Genomic DNA, 20263 nt, shown 5'->3' on the forward strand with positions numbered 1-20263 from the left:
AGTCAACTATTACCTACTAGTGAAAACTGCATTTACTTATTAAACACACATGAAGGCTTATTTTCTGTTACTAAACCAATAAACTATTACTTATCACTTGATCTATTGAAACAAATTTATAATTCAAATCTTTTGCTACTGGTTCATAAGTGATGTACCCATTACATGTATTAATCCCTCTTTGAATAGATAGATCTTCAATTGCTTTTGTTAGACCTTGATTTGCTAACTTCAAAACGTATGGGATTGTTGCATTTGTTAAAGCAATTGTTGACGTTCTTGGGACTGCACCTGGCATATTTGCTACTGCATAATGAACCACACCATGTTTTGTGTACGTAGGGTTATCATGTGTTGTGATATGGTCTACCGTTTCAAATATTCCACCCTGATCAATTGCAACATCGACAATGACAGCTCCTTCTTTCATCTGTTTTACTACTTTTTCTGATACAAGTTTAGGTGCCTTTGCTCCTGGAATTAGCACAGCACCAATTACAAGGTCGGCTTCCTTACAAGCTTCTTCTATATTAAGTGGGTTTGAAATTAATGTCGTAATGCTTGCACCAAAAATATCATCCAACTCTCGTAAACGTTCTGGATTTAAATCGATAATTGTGACATTTGCACCTAATCCAATCGCGATTTTCGCAGCATTTGTTCCTACAACGCCTCCACCAATAATCGTTACCTTACTTCGCCTAACACCTGGAACGCCAGATAATAATACACCCATTCCACCCTTTGTTTTTTCTAAAAACTGAGCTCCAATTTGAGTCGACATTCTACCAGCTACCTCACTCATTGGTGTCAATAATGGAAGTCGACCGTTAATTTCAATTGTTTCGTAGGCAATAGCTGTTACTTTCTTTTCGATGAGTGCATTTGCCAACTCTGATTCTGCTGCTAAGTGTAAGTACGTAAACAACAAAAGGCCCTCTCGAAAATGTCGATACTCCGATTGTAACGGTTCTTTTACTTTGATAATCATGTCAGCATTATTCCATACCATTTCTGGCTTCTCTACAATAACTGCACCTGCTTCTAAATATTCTTCATTACTAAAACCACTGCCTACACCTGCATTTTTTTCAATAAATACAACATGACCACAATTTATTAATGAAACAACCCCAGCTGGAGTAATTGCTACACGATTTTCATTGTTCTTAATTTCTTTTGGAATCCCAATTTTCACTTCTACTCCTCCTGTCTTAATTTGATTAAATTGAGGATGTCTCAAGTTGTTCTTTTGAAGACATCCTCATAGAAATTTTATTTTGTTTCTACTGTATCTGAAGCTATTTGAGAGGCTGCAACTGTGGACAAATCTAGTGAAACTTCCTCCCTTTCTTGAGATTCAGCTATAAAGATAGAAGCAATAACAAGTAGTAATGCAATCATGTCAACCATTCTTAATGGTGCACCGTAAAATAGCACAGCAACAACTGTTGCTACAATTGGAATAACAGCAGTAGCCATACCAGCAGTACTTGCATTAATTTTTGGTATACCTAGGAATGTAAATGAGTAAGCTAACGCCCACCCAGTCAATCCATAGAAAAACGTTACCCACCAATCTCCTGCAGTTACAACAGCCATATCAAATGCAGCAAATTCGTAAATAGCCATTGGAAGTGTCATCAATAAACCCATTACACATAAACCTGCAGCTAGTGTTAATGGCTGTAATTCAACTGCAAACTTCTTAGCGTAAATAAAGAATAGACTTAAAGACACCACTGCTAATAACATAAAGACAGTACCTAGAAAACTAGAGTCACCACCCGGATTGACACCAGCAATATTCATAATTAGAACAGCAATTATCGCTAGACCTATCGCAACTAACTTCCTAGCATTCAAGCGCTCTTTTAGTAAAAAGTATGCTAGCACCAGAACTACTGCAGGCGTAATACTCGTAATAATCCCAACTGAAATTGCATTTGCATATGTCAGACCATACATCATAAAGACAGTGTATAATGTACACGTTAAAAGGGATTGCATGAAGATTCCATAATAATTCCGCTTGCCTAATTTAAACCACTTTGTTTTTTCATAAAACGATGCTAATGGAACTAAAAGCACAACCGCCACCGCTAGTGTAGCAAATGTAAAAAGCCATACCGGGAATTTCTCCATCGCTCCGTCCCCAATAACAATACTAATTCCAATAAAAGCCATGGATATAATAAAATATATCAACCCTCTATTCATGAATAAGCCCTCCTATTAAAATATTTTCATAAAACCAACAGACAAGAAAGAACGAAAAGTAAGCGCTTTCAAAAATGTAATAAAACGTCACTTTCTTAAGTGAGGATATCCCAAAAGCGAGTTCACTAAAAAAGTGTGGTTTTCACTTTTTTCAGTGGCCTTAAAGTAATGTGCATAACCGATGCCTCTTTTTAAAAGCTTGCTACGAGTGGTTTTTTCGTAGCAAGCGCGATCTGGGAAGCCATTACCGCTTCTTAAATCATCTATTTGGGATTTTTTCATTGGTCCTCAAAAGGTCGTTTTACCTTTTTAAAATCTCATATCAAGTTTATTTGTACTAAAATAAATAGAAAGGAAAATTCATAAATAGTGCCGTATTTACTATAAGGCTTACTTAAGTTAGTTCTACTTCTTACACTTCATACCAATTTAAACCTTTTTCATTTAAGTCTACCCAAACATGTTTTGTTTCGGTATACATATCCATTGCTTGAACACCTAGCTCCCGTCCAAACCCACTTTGTTTTGTGCCTCCAAATGGCGCTGTACTATCAAGCATACTAAACGTATTGACGTACACGGTACCAGCCTTTAACCCTTTTGCCATGCGGTGGGCACGTTTTAAATCATTTGTCCATAAGCCAGATGCTAAGCCATACACCGTGTCATTTGCTTTTTGAAGAGCATCTTCCTCATCTTTAAATCGGATAACAGATAGCACCGGTCCAAAAATTTCTTCACGGGCAATCTTCATTTCATTTGTTACATTCTCAAACACTGTTGGAGTATAGAAATAACCATCACCTGCAGCTTTATTTCTCTCACCACCAGTTACTAATCTAGCACCTTCTTCTAAACCGGATGCAACATATTGTTCAATTTTTTGAAGTTGTTCTAAGGAAACTTGTGGTCCCATTTGAGTTGTTTGCTCTAATGGGTTTCCAACACGAATCGTTTGTGCTTTTTTCACGAATGCATCCATAAATTTATCATAGATACTTTCTTGAACAAACAGTCTTGAGCCAGAAGCACAAACTTGACCTTGAGCAAAATAAATCCCAAACATTGAACCATTTACAGCGTTGTCAATATCCGCATCATCAAAAACAATATTTGGTGACTTTCCTCCTAGCTCAAGGCTAACAGGTTTAAGGTTTTTACTAGCCGACTGCATTATTAGTCTTCCTGTATTTGTTGAACCAGTAAATGCAACTTTATCTACATCAGGATGTGAAGCTAAAGCATCACCTGCTGTTTTACCGTAGCCTGGTACAACATTAATAACTCCATTTGGAATTCCAACCTCCTGAAAGATTTTGACCATTTCTAATATACTAATAGGTGTTTGTTCTGCTGGTTTGATGACGATTGTATTTCCAGCTGCAAGAGCAGGGGCCAGTTTCCACATCGTTAACATTAATGGGAAGTTCCACGGCACTATCGCACCGACAACGCCAAGTGGCTCTTTTAATGTATAGTTTAATCGATTGCCCGGCGAAGCAAGAGTCTCCCCCTGAACCTTGTTCGCAAGCCCCGCATAAAACTCAAGAACATCAATCATTGCTGGCATAGCAATAAATTTTGTTTCATTAATAGGTAGGCCGTTATCCCTTGACTCAACTTCAGCTAACATATCTGCTTTATCCCATAAAGCTTGAGCAGCCTTATATAAGAGTCGCCCTCTATCACCAGGTGCCATATCCGCCCAAGGTCCAGTTTCAAACGCTTGCCTCGCTGCTTTTACAGCACGATCCACATCTTCTCCTTCAGCTTCAGCTATCACCCCATTAACTTCGCCCGTCGCTGGATTAAAGGACTTAAACGTTTTCCCCGAAGCAGCTTCAATCCATTCCCCATTAATAAAAAGTTGATATGATTTCACCATCAATTTTCTCTCCTTCTATAATAAATTTCATTACTTTATCTTTCATACATTCTACAAAATTTGTTTTTCGTAAGCTTTAATAGAATCTGAGAGTTTCTCTATAATTGTTTCCACATCTTGTTTTGTCACTGTAAACGGTGGTGCGATGGCAACAACATTTTGACCTCCAAAAATGAGTGGGCGTAAGATTAAATTTCGTTTCATGCATTCTTCTACGACTGCTGGAGCAGCATACATTCCTGGATCGAAAGGTTTATTCGATTCTGGATCTGCTAATAATTCAATTCCACCCATCAATCCAATTGCTCTTGCTCTAGCAGTAATTTTATGAGTTTCTTCTAAATACTTTAGACCTTTCAGTAACTCATCACCCATCCGTTTCGCGTTACCTACTAAGTCTTCATTTTCAATAATCTCAAGGTTTTTTAATGCGACGGCACAAGCTGTTGGATGTCCGCTATAAGTAAATCCATGAAAGAACACACTATCTGATAGTGCAGCCATCTCATCTCTTAATCCTTCTCTTATCATTACAGCCCCTAGCTGAATGTATCCACTCGTAATTCCCTTAGCAACTGACATTAAGTCTGGTACAACGTTCCAATGGTCAACTCCGAACATTTTACCAGTACGACCAAATCCACAAATAACTTCATCTGTCATCATGAGAATTCCATTTGCATCACATAAATCACGAACTGCTTTTAAGTAGCCTTCAGGTGGGATCTTGATTCCGCCAACTCCTTGAATCGGTTCAAGGATAACTGCTGCAATGTTTTCTGCCCCTTCTTTTTCAATAATTCCTCTTATGCTACGCCCATAATCTGGGTCAGATTTATCTCCCAATTCACAATTTGTTTTATGTGGTACAGCATGTAGAAACCCTGGAGCATTAGAAGTTGTCATATTACCGAATTCAGGGATTCCTGTCGCACTCGTTGCTCCCATCGTGACACCATGATAACCAAGTTCGAAGGCAATGACCTTTGTCTTACTCGGTTGCCCTTTAAGCTTCCAATAATGACGGGCAATTTTAATTGCACTTTCATTCGATTCTGAACCTCCCGAAGTGAAGAAACTTACATTTAAGTCTCCTGGGGCTATACTAGCTAATTTTTCTGATAACCTGATTACAACATCATGTGAGTTATTAAAGAACGAAGACGCATAGGAAAGTTTCATCATTTGCTCACTAGCTGCATCAGCAAGTTCTTTACGACCATATCCTATATTTACATTCCACAGCGAGGATACACCATCAATGTATTGATTTCCTTGTACGTCCTTTACGTGTATACCCTTTCCTTCTGTAATAATAATTGCTGGCCCATTACTTTGCTGTTCTGGAAGCGGTGTTGTCGGATGGAAATAATGTTTCTTATCAAGTTCCTTCAAACGCTCAACATTCACATCATCTTTCATTAAATTCTTCGCCATCATAATCCCTCCAATTAATTGACTCATATTTAATCCTTATAGATTAAATGAAACTAAGCTAACAATATAACTTGTAACCGCTTACAAAATAAAATTAAGATAAACCTTTTCCACCTCCAAAACCAGCAACTGATTTACCGAACGTTCGTAAGGCAACTAACATAAAAGATGGTATATAAACAAGCTATTGATAAACTCTTATTTATATACCAAGTTTCCGAACGTTTGTAAGGTTAATTTTATTGATTATTCTAAATATTGTCAACACCTTTTTATAAAAAAATTACATAACTACCGTCCTTTTTTGAATTCCTTTATCCTAAGCTACTTACATGTTAAAATGGACGACAAATATTGACCTTTGGTAATGTTTTAGGAATGTTTAATTGGGGAATTGCATAATGGTACTACAACAATCATCATGGAGTCGACAGAACTTACATATAATCCTATTTGTATCTACTTATTTCATTATCTCCTTTGTCCATTCCATATTACTGTAGAAAGAGATGATATATATGGAGAACAAGCATGTGAATGAAATATCCTTTCTAAGGGGCATCGCATGTCTTAGTATCGTATTTCTTCACTCAATAGTTTGGGGTGTTGATAATATTGGCTATTTATCAAACCTCTCTACCGATACACAAACTATATTAGATGCCGTTACTATATTACTCTATTATGGGACACCTACTTTTATCTTTATAACTGCCTTCATTTTCGGTTATAACTATAAAGATAAAGAGACAATTTCTTTTGATTTTATTAGAAAAAGAGTTAAATTTATTCTAATCCCTTATATTTGTATGGGGCTCTTTTATTCCTTACCTTTTGTGTTGATATCAGCAGAACAATTTATAACAACGACTTTTTTAAATATTTTTATAGGTGACTTCCACGCCTACTTCGTTTTAATCATCTTTCAATTTTATTTACTGTTTGTTATCGGGAAAAGGATGTTAGACCGCTTTTCACCGCTAAAAGTTATAGTAGTTTCATTAGTTATAAATGTACTCTATTTATCTATTTTTAATTTTACCGAACCAATAAATATCCCGTTTAGTACGTATATTTGGGAACGATATTATTGGGTGCCTTTCCCTGGATGGATCTTTTACTTCACTGTCGCATATTATATTGGGGCAAATTACAAAGTATTTACTCAATACCTGACTAAATTTAAGTATTTTGTTATGTCTGCCCCAATAGTTACTGGACTTCTTCTCATGTCTTTATATTATAGTGAAATTATTACCATCCATAGTTCAAAGAGAATTGATATTTTACTCTACACGATCAGTATCATTGGATTTGCCCTTTATTTTTCAAGAAAAATGAATAGAATTCCTACATTGTTCTTAACAATCAATAAGTATTCCTATGGGATTTACTTACTGCATACTTTTTATCTAGCAGTAATTATTCTTTTATTTAACTTGTACTCCTTTAACTTTGGACTACTAACGATTTTCGTATTGTTTGTCTTTAGTATAATGAGCTCGATACTGACGATTTATGTTTTAAATAAATTCTCATTCGGAAAGTATATTGTAGGGAAGGTTGATGTAACACCGTTAGAATTATCATCAATTTCATCTAAACTCCGAATGAAAATTAATTCTTATTTTGTTAATTTTAAAAGTTAGGGTGATTACATGGTTCGCAATAATAAGAGGAGAGTTCTTCTACTAACAGGACTTTTTATTATGTTAGCCTCCTCTTTAATAGGCTGCAAAAAAAATACAACATCTACAGTAGAGACGACTTGGGAAACTTATGAAACCCCAGAAGAAGCCGGGTTTTCCAGCGAGAAATTAGAAGAAGCAAGATTGTATTATAATTCTCTTGGTTCTACATCAGCAATGGTAATTTATAAAGGGAAAGTCCTTCTTTCATGGGGGGGTGTGACAAAAAAAAGTAATGCCCATTCGGTAAGAAAAAGCTTCCTCAGTGCCTTATATGGTCAACATGTTCAAGAAGGTACAATCGATATTAATAAAACATTATCAGAACTCGATGTAATTGATAATACATTACTTTCAGAACAAGAAAAGCAGGCTAGAATTGTTGATTTATTAACCTCACGTTCAGGTGTATTTTTACGAGCTGGTGAAGAATCATTGTTGATGAGGTGGAACCGTCCAGAGCGCGGCATCCACCTTCCTGGGATTTATTTTTATTATAATAATTGGGATTTTAATGTGTTAGGGTCGATTTATAAAGACCTAACAGATGCTGATGTGTTTACTGAGTTTGAGGAGCGACTTGCAACACCACTTGGAATGGAAGATTATACTCCTGAAGATTCCTATTATAAGTATGAACTAAAAAGGTCATTACACCCTTCTTATATATTTCGAATGTCCACTAGAGATATGGCTAGATTTGGACAGCTTTATCTTCAAAACGGTGTATGGAATGGTAAGCAACTAATCCCGGAGCAATGGATTAAAGAAAGTACATCGCTACATGCACATACCCCTATCTCTCTATATGGGTATGGATATATGTGGTGGGTTGCTGATTCAGGGAAATGGTATGATCGCGGTCTCTATTCCGCCATTGGTCGTTACGGCCAGTCAATTGATGTCGTACCTGAAAAAGAACTTGTTTTTGTACACCGTGTTGATTCCGATAGTTTCTTAAATAGAAACTTATTGTATAAGCATGTGAATAATAGCGAACGTTTGAAATTGTTAGATATGATTTTGGACGCAAAGGTTTCTGTTACTCCACAATAATTAGTTATCAAAAAGAAAACACCCCACTGAGATGAAATCAATGTGGGGTGTTTCTTCTTACTGATTAGTAACCATAACCAACGTAAGAAGCTCCGATGATGATTAATAAGATGAACAATACTACTACTAGCGCGAAACCACCAGTGTGTCCGTAACCTGACATGTTATTCACCCCTTTAATAAGTCTTTAGTGAAGATGACTTCACATGAGTACTATATGCAAAAACGGGTTGATTGTTTGGGCTGTTTAACAATTTCTCTAGAAAATCTTAGTTTCTTCCTATATAATAAGTTTCCAAAAATTGATAACTCTTCAAAAAAAACTGTAGCATTTACCTAGTTCGTGAATAGCTTATAGGTGAATACACATTTTGGAGGAATGATAAAATGCATCATCATCAACAACAAACACACATGCCAATGGCACACCAACATGGGATGCAACCCCAGTACGGATTACCACAGCAACACATGGTGGCTCCTCAGCACGGATTACCACAACAACACATGATGGTACCTCAACACGGATTAGCTCAGCAACCTACAATGCCACATCAACACGGGTTAGCTCAGCAACATACAATGGCCCCTCAGCACGGGTTAGCTCAGCATGGGGTTGCTCAGCAACATGGAATGCCACATCAAATAATGGACCAAGAGAAACATAAGAAACAATTGTTTGATATGTGTAATGATTATCATTTACATTACATGCAAGCACAAACAACAGACGGGCAAATGTATGAAGGAATTATTGAGGACGTAGATGATGATGGTGTCACATTACTAATGCCATATGGTGATGAAGATAATATGGAAAGAGACGATGACACGAACGAGCGACAATTTGGGTACGGGTACGGCCCTGGCTATGGATATGGACCTGGATATGGACCTGGCTTCGGATATGGTTATCCAAGAAGGTTTCGACGATTTAGACGTCGCCGATTCCCATTTTTCGGGCTAGGAGGATTATTCTTCCCACCGTTTTTCTTTTAAAATAGTCTAAGTACTTGTTAATAGAACTAGACAAAATGAGTCCCACTACTTCTTTATAAGGTTATGGATTGAGGACACTGAAAAAACACCAAATAGATGATTCAAGAAGCGGTAATGGCTTCGCACGCGCTTGCTACGAGAAACCACTCGTAGCAAGCTTTTAATAAGAGGGAACGGCTACGCGCATAACTTTAAGGTCATATAAAAGTGAAAACCACACTTTCAGTGACCAAGTCTAATGAATTTTTTAGTGTCCTCCATTTACTTTTTTATTTTAAAACTTACTAAAATTGGGTGCTATCACTATAACGTTTTCTGTGTAATTACATAGTGTAAAGTAAAGAAGATTTGATGTCTTCTTTTAAATATCTTTTTAGGAGGTTTTTCATCATGACACACGGATATACTGGCGGTTTCGCGTTAATCGTAGTGTTGTTCATTCTATTAATCATTGTAGGTTCTGCTTACGTAGGTGTAGGCTACTAATTACCTCACGTAGGTCTAACCTACACGTATCCCTTTAATGATTAGCTTTTCCGAATAAGAAACCTGCTACGGGGCAACCTAGCAGGTTTTTCGTTTGTGTCATCATGTACAAATCCTCTCATAACAATTAAATCTATTAGACCACCCAGCCATTCCCTCTTTTTGATATAGAACATCTTAAACACCCGATACATAGCTAGGGGTGCCCTAAAGGTATGTATCTACCTTTGGAGCACCCCATATTAGGCGATTCTATTTTAATATCCTACACCTGGTCCGAACCCGTGGCCGGGACCGTAGCCAAAACCTTGACCTTGACCTGGACCTGGACCTGGACCTGGACCAAATCCATGACCTGCTCCAAATCCATGACCTGCTCCAAATCCATGACCTGCTCCAAATCCATGACCTGGACCAAATCCATGACCTGGGCCGAATCCATGACCTGCTCCAAATCCATGACCTGCTCCAAATCCATGACCTGGACCAAATCCATGACCTGCTCCGAACCCATGACCTGGACCAAATCCATGACCTGCTCCAAATCCATGACCTGCTCCGAATCCATGACCTGCTCCGAATCCATGACCTGGACCAAATCCATGACCTGGGCCGAATCCATGACCCACACCACCTAATCCTGCACCTAACCCTACACCCGCAGCAGCCGCTGCTAGCGGTAGAAGTACTCTTTGATTACTTGTATCCGCTCTATATCCTGTAGGAACATTTGCATAAGAATAATTTCCGTACATATGATTCATGCTATCTCCTCCTAACATTACATTCTCATTGTATGTAGGGTATATATACTTGAGCATGTACCCATTAAGTTTAAAAAATCTATAATAGGAAAATAAAAACAAAGAGGGTGTATCTAAGGAAAAACCTTTAGATACACCCTCTATCAGTTATTTCTTAGTAACCATATCCTACATATGAAGCACCAATGATGATTAATAGAATGAATAGAACTACCACTAACGCGAATCCACCTGTATGACCGTAACCTGACATTCTAACTCCTCCTCGTTTTTAATTATTGTGAATAACCATCACACAGTCACTATATGCATGAAGGCTATGAGTGTTTGGGTGTCTAACTATTTTGTAAAAAAATTTATAAAAAGCATTTCAAATATGCTAAATTATACAAATAAGGGTAAAATCATTATTTTATATACGATAAACTAGAAAATAAGAATACTAACATTAAGATTGGTGATAGCAATGCATGACATATTTAAATTTAAATTTATGGGAGCCCGTGTTATTAAAACCGGTTTAGCTGTGTTAATAACTGCTTGGATTTGCTTGCTGTTAGAATTACCTGCCATCTTTGCTGTAATTACTGCCATCGTTTCTATTGAAAGAACAGCATCTGATTCGATACGGAAAGGTTTAATTCGTTTCCCAGCATCTGCGATTGGTGCTGCTGTTTCAATTAGTTTCGCTTACATGTTTGGTGAATCAGCTATGACATACGCATTTGCTGCAACGCTAACGATCATTATCTGTAATAGCTTAAAATTACAAGAAGGAGCTTTAGTTGCCGTATTAACTGCAGTAGCAATGGTCCCTTCGATTGAAAGTCAATATTTATTAACATTCTTATCACGCTTAGGAACTACATCGATTGGGTTGTTCATCGCAACAATTGTCAATATCGCAATTTTACCACCAAAATTTACTGGGCTTATCAATACGAAGCTTGATTCACTTTTTATCGCAAGTAGTACTGTGTTAAAAGAATCGATCGAACAGATCCTAAATCAAGAAATTAAATACACGAAGTCCGCTTCAAAAACATACTTAAAGCTAAGAGAAGGTGGCGATGACGTTCTTAAACTCTCTCGTGCCCAAAGACAAGAATGGAAATACCATAAAGTGAAGAAAAAAGACCTAAGAAAATTTTATGACTCTCAAAAAAGACTTAACCTTCTAGAGCGAATCATTCTACATCTCGGCAACTTACAATACATGAATCAAAAAGTTGAATTTACCCCTGAACAAAAGAATCTTATTGAAAACCTTTTAGAATCAATGGTGAAAATTCTTCAAGATGAAAAACATCAAATACCTGATAACCATTATTTATATATTGATGAGCTAGACATCCGATTCAAATATCAGAGTAATAAACAACCAAGTAACCAAGAACAGTTTTACCATCACTTCACACCTATTGTCATCATCTTCTACGAACTACTTTCCCTTCATGATACACTTGAGGAACTAGAGCAACTGGTGAGGAGTGAGTAATTATTAATTATGAGTTATGAGTTATAAATTTAAATTCCAATTAATAAATCATAATTCATAATTCAGCATTCTATAGTATACTTGTTGTTAGAAATCATAATAACGAACATAAGTTTTTGTTTTTAGTGGGAGTGGAATTGATGAACAAGACGAGTAATTTACAACCATTTTTAAAATGGGCAGGAGGAAAAAGGCAGCTTTTGCCTGTATTAAGACAATATCTCCCCGAAGATTATAATCGATATTTCGAACCGTTTATTGGTGCGGGAGCATTACTTTTTGATATAGCACCAAAGGAAGCTTATATAAATGACGTCAATCAAGAGCTTGTGAACGTTTATCAGACGATTCGTGACGATGTTCACAAGCTTATTACTTATTTAGAAATACATGCTGAAAAGCACGGACAAGATGAGAATTATTATTATATAGTGAGAGAATGGGACCGTAATGGAACAATTGAGAACATATCTCTAACTGAACGAGCTGCTAGAGTGCTCTACTTAAATAAAACATGCTTTAACGGCTTATACCGAGTAAACTCTAAAGGTCAATATAATGTACCAAAAGGTAGCTATAAAAATCCTAATATTGTAAATTCAGACGTCCTTTTAACTGTCCATGACTATTTAAATAAGAACAACGTAACAATAACAAACGAAGATTTTGCAAAGACTGTATTAGAAGAAGCGAAAAAGGGAGATTTAGTCTATTTTGATCCACCATATGATCCTGTTTCTACTACTTCTTCTTTTACAAGTTATTCCCAAACGGGTTTTGGAAAAGAAGAACAAGTACGTTTGAAGGATGTTTTTGTTGAGCTTGCAGATAGAGGTTGCTATGTCATGCTTTCAAATTCATATACGGACTTTATTCGTGACTTATATGGACAAGCTAACTTTGAAGCGATTCCAGTAAAAGCAACCAGAAGCATTAACTCGAAAGCTACATCCAGAGGGAAAATAGATGAGGCGGTGATACTTAGCTATGTCTCAAAAGACAAAAAATGATGTTGCGTGGGAGTTTCTTTTTGATAAATATAATATTGTGCAGCGTATTGAGCGAGATGGATTTTATCGTATAGCAGCGAATGACATACGTGAAGTACGCGAACCTCGATTAATGTGTAAATTCGATCATAGGACGAGCTTACCACAACCGTTTAAAGAAACGAAATTATCGATTCTTCCTCTCTCTCGGAGCGAATATGTAATCGGCAACTTCGAGATTTTCGAAAAGGTTAAATACAATAAAGATCAAATTCCTACCCGTGTTAGCATTCCTGATTTTATTGATACAATTAAACGTGATGACTTGTACTCTGAAAGCGCAGCTCTCCATGCAGCTCATGTTTCAGGAATGTTTCAACATGTACTAGAACTAAATAGAAACGCTCCTCTTTTACAAACTGTGTCAGGGAGAATGGGTTCAAAGCATTTCAACTATGAAGTTAACCTTGCTCATGAAGGTTCCTTTTCAATCAACGTAGAGGGTTCTCAAATTGAGATTGATGGAGGATATGAAACGAAAGACTCCTTTCTAATCGTTGAGGCCAAGAAGGAAACTGTGAAGGACTTTAATATTCGCCAATTATTCTATCCTTACCGTGTTTGGAAGAACAAAACGAATAAAAATATTATACCAATATTCTTCACACACTCTAATGACATCTTTAGTTTCTTTGTCTATACATTTGACGACGACCAAGTGTTTAATTCTATTCGCTTACTGAAGCAGCAAGATTTTATTATTGATAACGAGAAAATAACAATAGAAGAAGTCCTACATCTCGCACACTCCACACCCCTTGTCGAAGAAAGAACGGATATCCCCTTTCCACAAGCGGATACATTTGAAAGAGTCGTAGATTTATTAGGGTTACTTTATGAACGAGAAATGAGTCCCAACGATATTGCTGAGAATTACGACTTTAATGGTAGACAATCTTATTACCACGCAGATGCTGGAGTTTATTTAGGCCTCATTGAAAAAGTCAAAAAGAATAGAACCACTTATTTCAAACTAAGTAACAAAGGTCGAAACATTATGTCTATGTCATACAAAGCAAAATATATGTCACTCATCTCTTCTATATTAGAACATGCTCCATTCAATGTTGCATTTCAAGAATGGGTTCCTAACCAGTTCCTAAATAAGGAAAGACGAATCGAGATTATGAAAGAAAATAAAGCAAATGTAAATCCAAATAATAGTACGATTATACGTAGGTCGCAGTCTGTTCAAAAATGGTCAGAGTGGATATATCGATTAACACAAATTTAAAAAATTTTCTCAATATAATTTGATATCTCTGTTTATCTTACCTAATCTTTCAACTTGACCATATTTATATTACTGATATAATAACTAAGGCGTTTACAATTTAATATTACCTTGTCTTTCGATGAGGTAGAGGTGCGAAAACTATAAGTATACAATGTGAGGCTGACAACCATTGACCATTGTAAAAAGGAGTTTTCGCCGAAGCAGGGAAAATGTCAATTTTTTCTGTTGGGGTTGCCTTAAATAAGGGTAACACTGTCATTATGAAGATGAATTTATGTTCATAATGGAGAACTACTGGTCGTGGCAGATTTACTACATTACAGAGTAATGATAGATATGTCTATCACTTCTCTGTTTTTTTGTGTTCTCTATTATTGTATGGATCATCTACACATTGTTAAGGAGGAAGAAAATTGATAGGAACTATTTTTTCATTAATCCCCCCTCTTCTTGCCATTGTGATGGTTCTCTTAACAAGAAGAGTAATTTTATCATTGGGTGTCGGGGTTATATCTGCAGCCTTACTACTTGAGAGCTTTTCTCCGGTTGCTACAGTCTCAACAATCCTTGCTAGTATAAGAGATATTTTCATCTCTGATGGTGGGTTAAATACATGGAATGTCTACATTCTATTATTCTTATTTCTATTAGGAATTATTTCAGCATTTATTACGATTTCAGGCGGAAGTCGTGCATTCGGGGAATGGGCATTAAAGAGAGTCAAAACAAGAGTTGGAGCGCAAATTGTTACAGCATTCCTTGGCATTATCATTTTTATTGATGATTATTTTAATGCATTAGCTGTAGGACAAGTTAGCCGTCCGATTACTGATAGACACCGTGTATCTCGTGCAAAATTGGCCTATATTATTGATTCAACATCTGCCCCAATCTGTGTTGTTTCACCTATTTCAAGTTGGGGAGCATATATTATCGGGATTATCGGGACGATCTTTGCTACACATCAGATTACTCAATATACTGCCTTTTCAGCATTTATTCAAATGATTCCATTAAACTTCTATGTTATTACTGCTATTTTATTAGTTTTTGTTACAGCAATTTTCAATATTAATATTGGTAGTATGAAAAGACATGAACAAATGGCAGTGAAAACTGGTCAAACGTATAATACTGATAAGGGTAAGATTCCTGGTGAATTATCTGAAGACTTACCAGTAAGCAAAAAAGGAACAGTTCTTAATCTGATTGTTCCTATCATAGCACTAGTTATCGGTACAGTTGGAGCTATGATTTATACTGGAATTGAAGGTACTGATGGTACTGCAACCATTCTAGATATTTTCGAAAATACAGATGTAGCAACGGCTTTACTTTATGGTGGTATATTTAGTGTAGTGATTAGCTTTATTTTATTCTTAACTCAAAAAGATTTGTCGGCTGGGGTATCCGGTCTTGCTGTTAAAGCAGGGATTAAGAGTATGCTTCCTGCCGTGTATATCCTTATTTTCGCATGGAGTATCGTTGATTTAATTGGTCAGTTAGAAACGGGTCAATATCTTGCAGGATTAGTAGAGAATTCTAACATTAACATTGGTTGGTTACCTGCTATCCTATTTGTTATCGCTGGAATTATGGCATTCTCTACGGGGACGTCATGGGGAACATTTGGCTTAATGCTACCAATCGCTGGACAAATTATGGCTGTTATCGATGTTTCTCTATTATTACCAGCATTAGCTGCTGTCCTAGCAGGCTCTGTATTTGGAGACCATTGTTCACCAATTTCTGATACAACGATTCTCTCTTCTACTGGCGCAGGCTGTCATCACGTTGATCACGTAATTACACAGCTCCCTTATGCTGTTATTGCAGGAGTGATTTCAGTAATTGGATATATTGTTCTTGGATTAACAGGAAGCATGATAATAAGTTTAGTGACATTATTAGTAACCTTTGTCATCGTCATGATTGCTCTCATTACGTTAACTAGAAAACAATCATACTAAACAGAACAAAATCCACATAGAGGAATTTGTTAAAAGCAATGTGCGAAGCCACTACATGTTTAAAAGTTCAGTGACAAGTGATTTTCTTATCTCTGAACGAGTAGTGCGCGAAGCCATTGCCCTACTTATCCACATTGAAGTATTTTAAAATCGTTCGAGGCCGCTGAAAAAGTGTAATTTTCACTTTTTCAACGGCCTTTAATCGTTCGTAGAAACTTTTTTGTAATAAATGAATTCACAATTCAGACTTTTCAATCCGATGGTGTTATAATCATTTTATTTACTATAGATTAAGAGGAGAATATTTTATATGCAAGTTCAAACAAAAAACGTTACAACGCCGGTACCACAAGAAAAAACAGCATATCGAATTTTACTTATCATAGGTTTTGTCCATCTATTAAATGATGCAATTCAAGCTCTCGTACCTGCAATGTTTCCTATTCTCGTACAATCAATGGGATTAACCTTTACACAACTTGGACTAATTGCATTCGCACTAAACTTAACTTCCTCCCTCATTCAGCCAGTCGTTGGAGCATATACCGATAGAAAACCATCACCGTATGCACTTCCAATAGGACTTTGTTTTACGTTGGTTGGTGTACTTGGAATAGCCTTTGCTCCATCTTTTTGGTTAGTAATGTTATCCGTTATTTTTATCGGCCTTGGCTCTGCTACCTTCCACCCAGAAGGTTCACGAGTAGCTTATATGGCAGCTGGAAATCGCCGTGGCTTTGCTCAATCAATCTATCAAGTTGGTGGAAATGCCGGCCAAGCACTAGCTCCGTTAATTACCGCTTTGATACTCGTTCCACTTGGACAGTTCGGAGCGATATGGTTTACCTTTGTGGCAGTACTTGCCATTGGTCTTTTATTTTATATCGCTAGATGGTATTCAGAACAAGTGACGATTACAGCAAAAGCGAAAAAAACAGCTAAATCAGTAGATAAAAGCCAATCAAAAGTTCATCGCAAAGTAATTCTTTCGGCTATTAGCTTGTTAATTTTTCTAGTCTTTGCACGTTCATGGTTCCATGCTGGAATGACAAACTACTATGCTTTTTATTTAATTGAGCAATACAATCTAACGATTAGTCAGGTACAAGTATATCTATTTATTTTCTTAGCAGCAGGTGCTTTTGGAACATTTGCCGGTGGACCTCTTGCTGACAGATTTGGAAAAAGAAACATCATTATGCTTTCAATGCTTGGTTCTGCCCCGTTAGCATTGTTGCTACCGCATGTAGGTCCAGTACTTGCCTACCCTTTAATTGCTATTATCGGCTTTATTATATTATCTAGCTTTTCCGTTTCTGTTGTCTATGCCCAAGTTCTCGTACCAGGAAAAATTGGTACCGTCTCTGGTTTAATTGTCGGTCTCGCCTTTGGTATGGGAGCAGTAGGATCAATAGCACTTGGAATATTAGCAGATACAATTGGTTTAAGTAATACAATTCTATTTACTGTCGCTCTCCCATTACTAGGAATTGTGACGTTCTTTTTACCATCAGATAAATGGATTTCTGACAATATTTCGTAGCTTGTTAGTTAAATAGTATTGACTTTACGAATGAACAAAGGTAGATTATTATCCATAGAAAACAATTATATACCTATATACCTTTTATTCGCTGAATCATGATGAGCGGGGGAACCATTTCTGACAAACTTAAATTTGTCTTGGGGTGAATCTTTTTTTAGAGGGGATACTCTCAATCCCTAATCCGACAGCTAACCTCGTAAGCGTTACAATTTCTTGAGAGAAAGGTCTAGGTTTAATCCTAAGACCATTCTTATTTGTAGTGGTCTTTTTTTGTTCGATTTTTTCGTACTTATATACGCTTTGAAGGGAATTGAAAGCAATGAGAAAACAATTTGCAGTAATTGGGTTAGGGAGATTTGGTAGCAGTGTCTGTAAAGAATTGTATAACTTAGGTCATGAGGTTTTAGCAATTGATACAAACGATGAAAAAATAAACGAAATGACAAAATATTCTACACATGCTGTTATTGGAAATGGAACAGATGAAAAAGCGCTACAATCAATTGGTATTCGAAACTTCGACCATGTTGTTGTGGCTATTGGAGACGACATCCAATCTAGTATTCTATGTACACTTGTCCTTAAAGAAATGGGTATTGCAAATGTATGGGTCAAGGCCCAAAATCACTATCACCACCGAGTGTTAGAAAAAATTGGCGCAGACCGTATAGTCCATCCAGAAAAAGACATGGGTATCCGAATCGCTCAACACTTAGTGTCTGAGAAAATCATTGATTATATCGAGCTTTCTGAGGATTATAGTATAGTAGAGTTAATTGCAACAGCAAAAATCGCTAACCAAACATTAATCCAATTAGACGTTCGTGCAAAATACGGCTGTACGATTCTAGCTATAAAACGAGGAGAAAATGTAAATATCTCTCCTTTCCCAGATGACAAAATCCTAAAAGACGATATCCTCATTGTTATTGGGCATAAAAATGACTTAAAGAGATTTGAAGAAGAGGGAATGTAGAACAAAGAACGGCTTTAGGAATTTTCCTGAGCCGTTCTTTGTTTAGAAACACATTGTAGTTATTGACTTGACTTGTAGTAAGCTGAGCGATTGTTCTTCTCTTAAAAGCTATACACTTTCCTAGAAGCCTTACTGAAATGACGGGCTCATTTCAGCTCTTTAACGTATCCTGACTTAAATTCTTTTTAGAGGCTACTAATAGATTTGCAACTAGAGCACCTAAAGAAAGATTAATTACCATATTTACAACTGAAGGTACCGCTGCTAATGGATCAATATGATTCATAGCTAATGTTGCTGATAATGCCGTATTACAAATACCCACGTGGAATAAAAGTGCCCGACAGGTTGCTTCAGGAAACTTACAAAGGTATTTTGCAATGAGATAACTTAGCACCATAGGTAGTGCTACTTGTATGAATACAACTAAAAATAGTGATGGTAATGCCCACATATATTGAATAATTGACTCATACGCATTTGATGTAACACTTACGACAATAACTAGTAAAGCAACAACTGAACAAAGTGGAAAAAAAGGACGTATTGATGTAATTTTATTCCCCCATCTCCACTGAAGGAAAACACCTATCGCAATCGGGACAAATACGATATAGACAATATTTAGAAATAACGTCCAAAATGATACCGGAATAAATTGCCCAGCAAAGAGTTGCATTAAATACGGAGTCATAAAAGGAGCAATAAATGTATCAATCGTTGCTAATGCAATACTTAATTCAACAGTACCTCCAGCGAGAAGTGTATATACATTTGCTGATGTACCACTAGGTACTGTACCTGCTAAAATGATCCCAGCTGCTAAGCTAGCATTATCTCGAAAGAAAAGATAGGCTAGCAATACAGAAATACCTACTGTAATCATCCACTTCATTGCCATCCCAAGTAAAAGTTCTTGTGGCTTTTTTAAGACAGCCATAAAGCTATCAAATGATATAGACATCCCCATTAATAAGAAAATAAATGCAAGAGCCCACGGGGTTACACTACCTAAGAATGAAAATAATGATGGAAACACAAACGCAATAACTGAGCAAAGTATTATCCAAATAGGTAGAAATCGTTGTAGTACAAAAATAACCTTACGTAAGAAACTATTATTCAATTTATAATACTACCTTTAGTAGGTTGAACCAATAAACTGAATCCCTTAGTTCTTTCAATTCAACACTATCACCAATTTTCACTGTACTTTCTAGTAACCTACCCGTAACTCGTAATCCATTTTCGAGTTCCACTAAAATAACTTGATATGGCACATCCTTTGAAAATGGATCAGGTGCGATTGAAACAGTCGTATGGGAATAAACCAAACCATGCCCATCAATGACACTTTCAGTCAACTCATTACTTAAACATGCTGGGCATGTATACTTGGTAGGAATCATTTTCTTACCACATGACGTACATGTGAGAACTCTCATTTCCATA

The 20263-nt window shown here is 36.6% G+C and carries 19 protein-coding genes and 2 riboswitches; of the genes, 10 read left to right on the top strand and 9 right to left on the bottom strand.

Going from position 1 to position 20263, the window contains the following annotated elements:
* Positions 1-70: 70 nt before the first annotated feature.
* From ald to CD003_RS08945, 4 genes are all read right to left on the bottom strand, one after another.
* A complete protein-coding gene (gene ald, locus CD003_RS08930; protein ID WP_096200778.1) occupies positions 71-1198 on the bottom strand; it encodes an alanine dehydrogenase in 1128 nt (375 codons plus the stop codon).
* Between the two features lie 77 nt (positions 1199-1275).
* On the bottom strand, positions 1276-2220 hold the full coding sequence (locus CD003_RS08935; RefSeq protein WP_096200779.1) for a DMT family transporter: 945 nt from the start codon (positions 2218-2220) through the stop codon (positions 1276-1278).
* A 412-nt stretch (positions 2221-2632) separates the two neighbouring features.
* Positions 2633-4105, bottom strand: a complete 1473-nt coding sequence (locus tag CD003_RS08940; protein WP_179295493.1) for an aldehyde dehydrogenase family protein — start codon at positions 4103-4105, stop codon at positions 2633-2635.
* 51 nt (positions 4106-4156) lie between these two features.
* On the bottom strand, positions 4157-5542 hold the full coding sequence (locus CD003_RS08945) for an aminotransferase family protein (RefSeq protein WP_096200780.1): 1386 nt from the start codon (positions 5540-5542) through the stop codon (positions 4157-4159).
* 518 nt (positions 5543-6060) lie between these two features.
* On the opposite strand from CD003_RS08945, the gene CD003_RS08950 reads away from it, so the two are divergent.
* Together CD003_RS08950 and CD003_RS08955 are read left to right on the top strand one after the other, a co-directional pair.
* Positions 6061-7191: an acyltransferase family protein gene (locus tag CD003_RS08950; RefSeq protein WP_179295494.1), complete on the top strand. Its 1131-nt coding sequence runs from the start codon at positions 6061-6063 to the stop codon at positions 7189-7191.
* A gap of 9 nt (positions 7192-7200) precedes the next feature.
* A complete protein-coding gene (locus CD003_RS08955; RefSeq protein WP_096200782.1) occupies positions 7201-8286 on the top strand; it encodes a serine hydrolase domain-containing protein in 1086 nt (361 codons plus the stop codon).
* 64 nt (positions 8287-8350) lie between these two features.
* Here CD003_RS08955 and CD003_RS08960 read toward each other — a convergent pair whose 3' ends face one another.
* Positions 8351-8449 carry a YjcZ family sporulation protein gene (locus tag CD003_RS08960; RefSeq protein WP_096200783.1) on the bottom strand — a complete coding sequence of 33 codons (99 nt, stop codon included), beginning with the start codon at positions 8447-8449 and terminating at the stop codon, positions 8351-8353.
* 224 nt (positions 8450-8673) lie between these two features.
* Between CD003_RS08960 and CD003_RS08965 the strand changes: the two genes are divergently transcribed.
* Together CD003_RS08965 and CD003_RS08970 are read left to right on the top strand one after the other, a co-directional pair.
* A complete protein-coding gene (locus CD003_RS08965) occupies positions 8674-9285 on the top strand; it encodes a hypothetical protein (protein ID WP_096200784.1) in 612 nt (203 codons plus the stop codon).
* Positions 9286-9675: 390 nt separating this feature from the next.
* Positions 9676-9771 (top strand): YjcZ family sporulation protein, encoded by a 96-nt coding sequence (locus CD003_RS08970; RefSeq protein WP_096200785.1) that lies wholly within the window; start codon positions 9676-9678, stop codon positions 9769-9771.
* A 257-nt stretch (positions 9772-10028) separates the two neighbouring features.
* On the opposite strand, the gene CD003_RS08975 is transcribed toward CD003_RS08970, so the two are convergent.
* Both CD003_RS08975 and CD003_RS08980 read right to left on the bottom strand, forming a co-directional pair.
* On the bottom strand, positions 10029-10535 hold the full coding sequence (locus CD003_RS08975) for a hypothetical protein (RefSeq protein WP_096200786.1): 507 nt from the start codon (positions 10533-10535) through the stop codon (positions 10029-10031).
* 154 nt (positions 10536-10689) lie between these two features.
* A complete protein-coding gene (locus CD003_RS08980) occupies positions 10690-10788 on the bottom strand; it encodes a YjcZ family sporulation protein (RefSeq protein WP_096200783.1) in 99 nt (32 codons plus the stop codon).
* A 213-nt stretch (positions 10789-11001) separates the two neighbouring features.
* Here CD003_RS08980 and CD003_RS08985 point away from each other — a divergent pair, with 213 nt between their 5' ends.
* The 6 genes from CD003_RS08985 (at position 11002) to CD003_RS09010 (ending at position 18811) form a co-directional block, all read left to right on the top strand.
* Complete coding sequence (locus tag CD003_RS08985; RefSeq protein ID WP_096200787.1) at positions 11002-12033, top strand: FUSC family protein; 1032 nt, start codon at positions 11002-11004, stop codon at positions 12031-12033.
* Between the two features lie 140 nt (positions 12034-12173).
* The gene (locus CD003_RS08990) at positions 12174-13043 is read left to right on the top strand and encodes a DNA adenine methylase (RefSeq protein ID WP_096200788.1); all 870 of its coding nucleotides are present in this window, start codon (positions 12174-12176) and stop codon (positions 13041-13043) included.
* Complete coding sequence (locus CD003_RS08995) at positions 13021-14316, top strand: type II restriction enzyme (protein ID WP_096200789.1); 1296 nt, start codon at positions 13021-13023, stop codon at positions 14314-14316. The genes CD003_RS08990 and CD003_RS08995 overlap by 23 nt, the downstream gene beginning before the upstream one ends.
* Positions 14317-14435: 119 nt before the next feature.
* Positions 14436-14621, top strand: a riboswitch (Lysine riboswitch).
* 111 nt (positions 14622-14732) lie between these two features.
* Entirely contained in the window at positions 14733-16289 is a 1557-nt protein-coding gene (locus CD003_RS09000; RefSeq protein WP_096200790.1) for a Na+/H+ antiporter NhaC family protein, read from the top strand.
* Positions 16290-16599: 310 nt separating this feature from the next.
* Positions 16600-17832, top strand: coding sequence for an MFS transporter (locus tag CD003_RS09005; protein WP_096200791.1), 1233 nt, complete (start codon positions 16600-16602; stop codon positions 17830-17832).
* A gap of 79 nt (positions 17833-17911) precedes the next feature.
* Positions 17912-18053, top strand: a riboswitch (cyclic di-AMP (ydaO/yuaA leader).
* A 101-nt stretch (positions 18054-18154) separates the two neighbouring features.
* Positions 18155-18811, top strand: a complete 657-nt coding sequence (locus CD003_RS09010; protein ID WP_096200792.1) for a potassium channel family protein — start codon at positions 18155-18157, stop codon at positions 18809-18811.
* 151 nt (positions 18812-18962) lie between these two features.
* Here the strand turns inward: CD003_RS09010 and CD003_RS09015 are convergent, their stop codons facing one another.
* Together CD003_RS09015 and CD003_RS09020 are read right to left on the bottom strand one after the other, a co-directional pair.
* Positions 18963-19937 carry a bile acid:sodium symporter family protein gene (locus tag CD003_RS09015; protein ID WP_096200793.1) on the bottom strand — a complete coding sequence of 325 codons (975 nt, stop codon included), beginning with the start codon at positions 19935-19937 and terminating at the stop codon, positions 18963-18965.
* Position 19938: 1 nt separating this feature from the next.
* Complete coding sequence (locus CD003_RS09020) at positions 19939-20262, bottom strand: Zn-ribbon domain-containing OB-fold protein (RefSeq protein ID WP_096200794.1); 324 nt, start codon at positions 20260-20262, stop codon at positions 19939-19941.
* Position 20263 lies beyond the last annotated feature (1 nt).

Origin of the sequence: Bacillus sp. FJAT-45350, assembly GCF_002335805.1 — a bacterium.
GTDB lineage: Bacteria > Bacillota > Bacilli > Bacillales > NISU01 > FJAT-45350.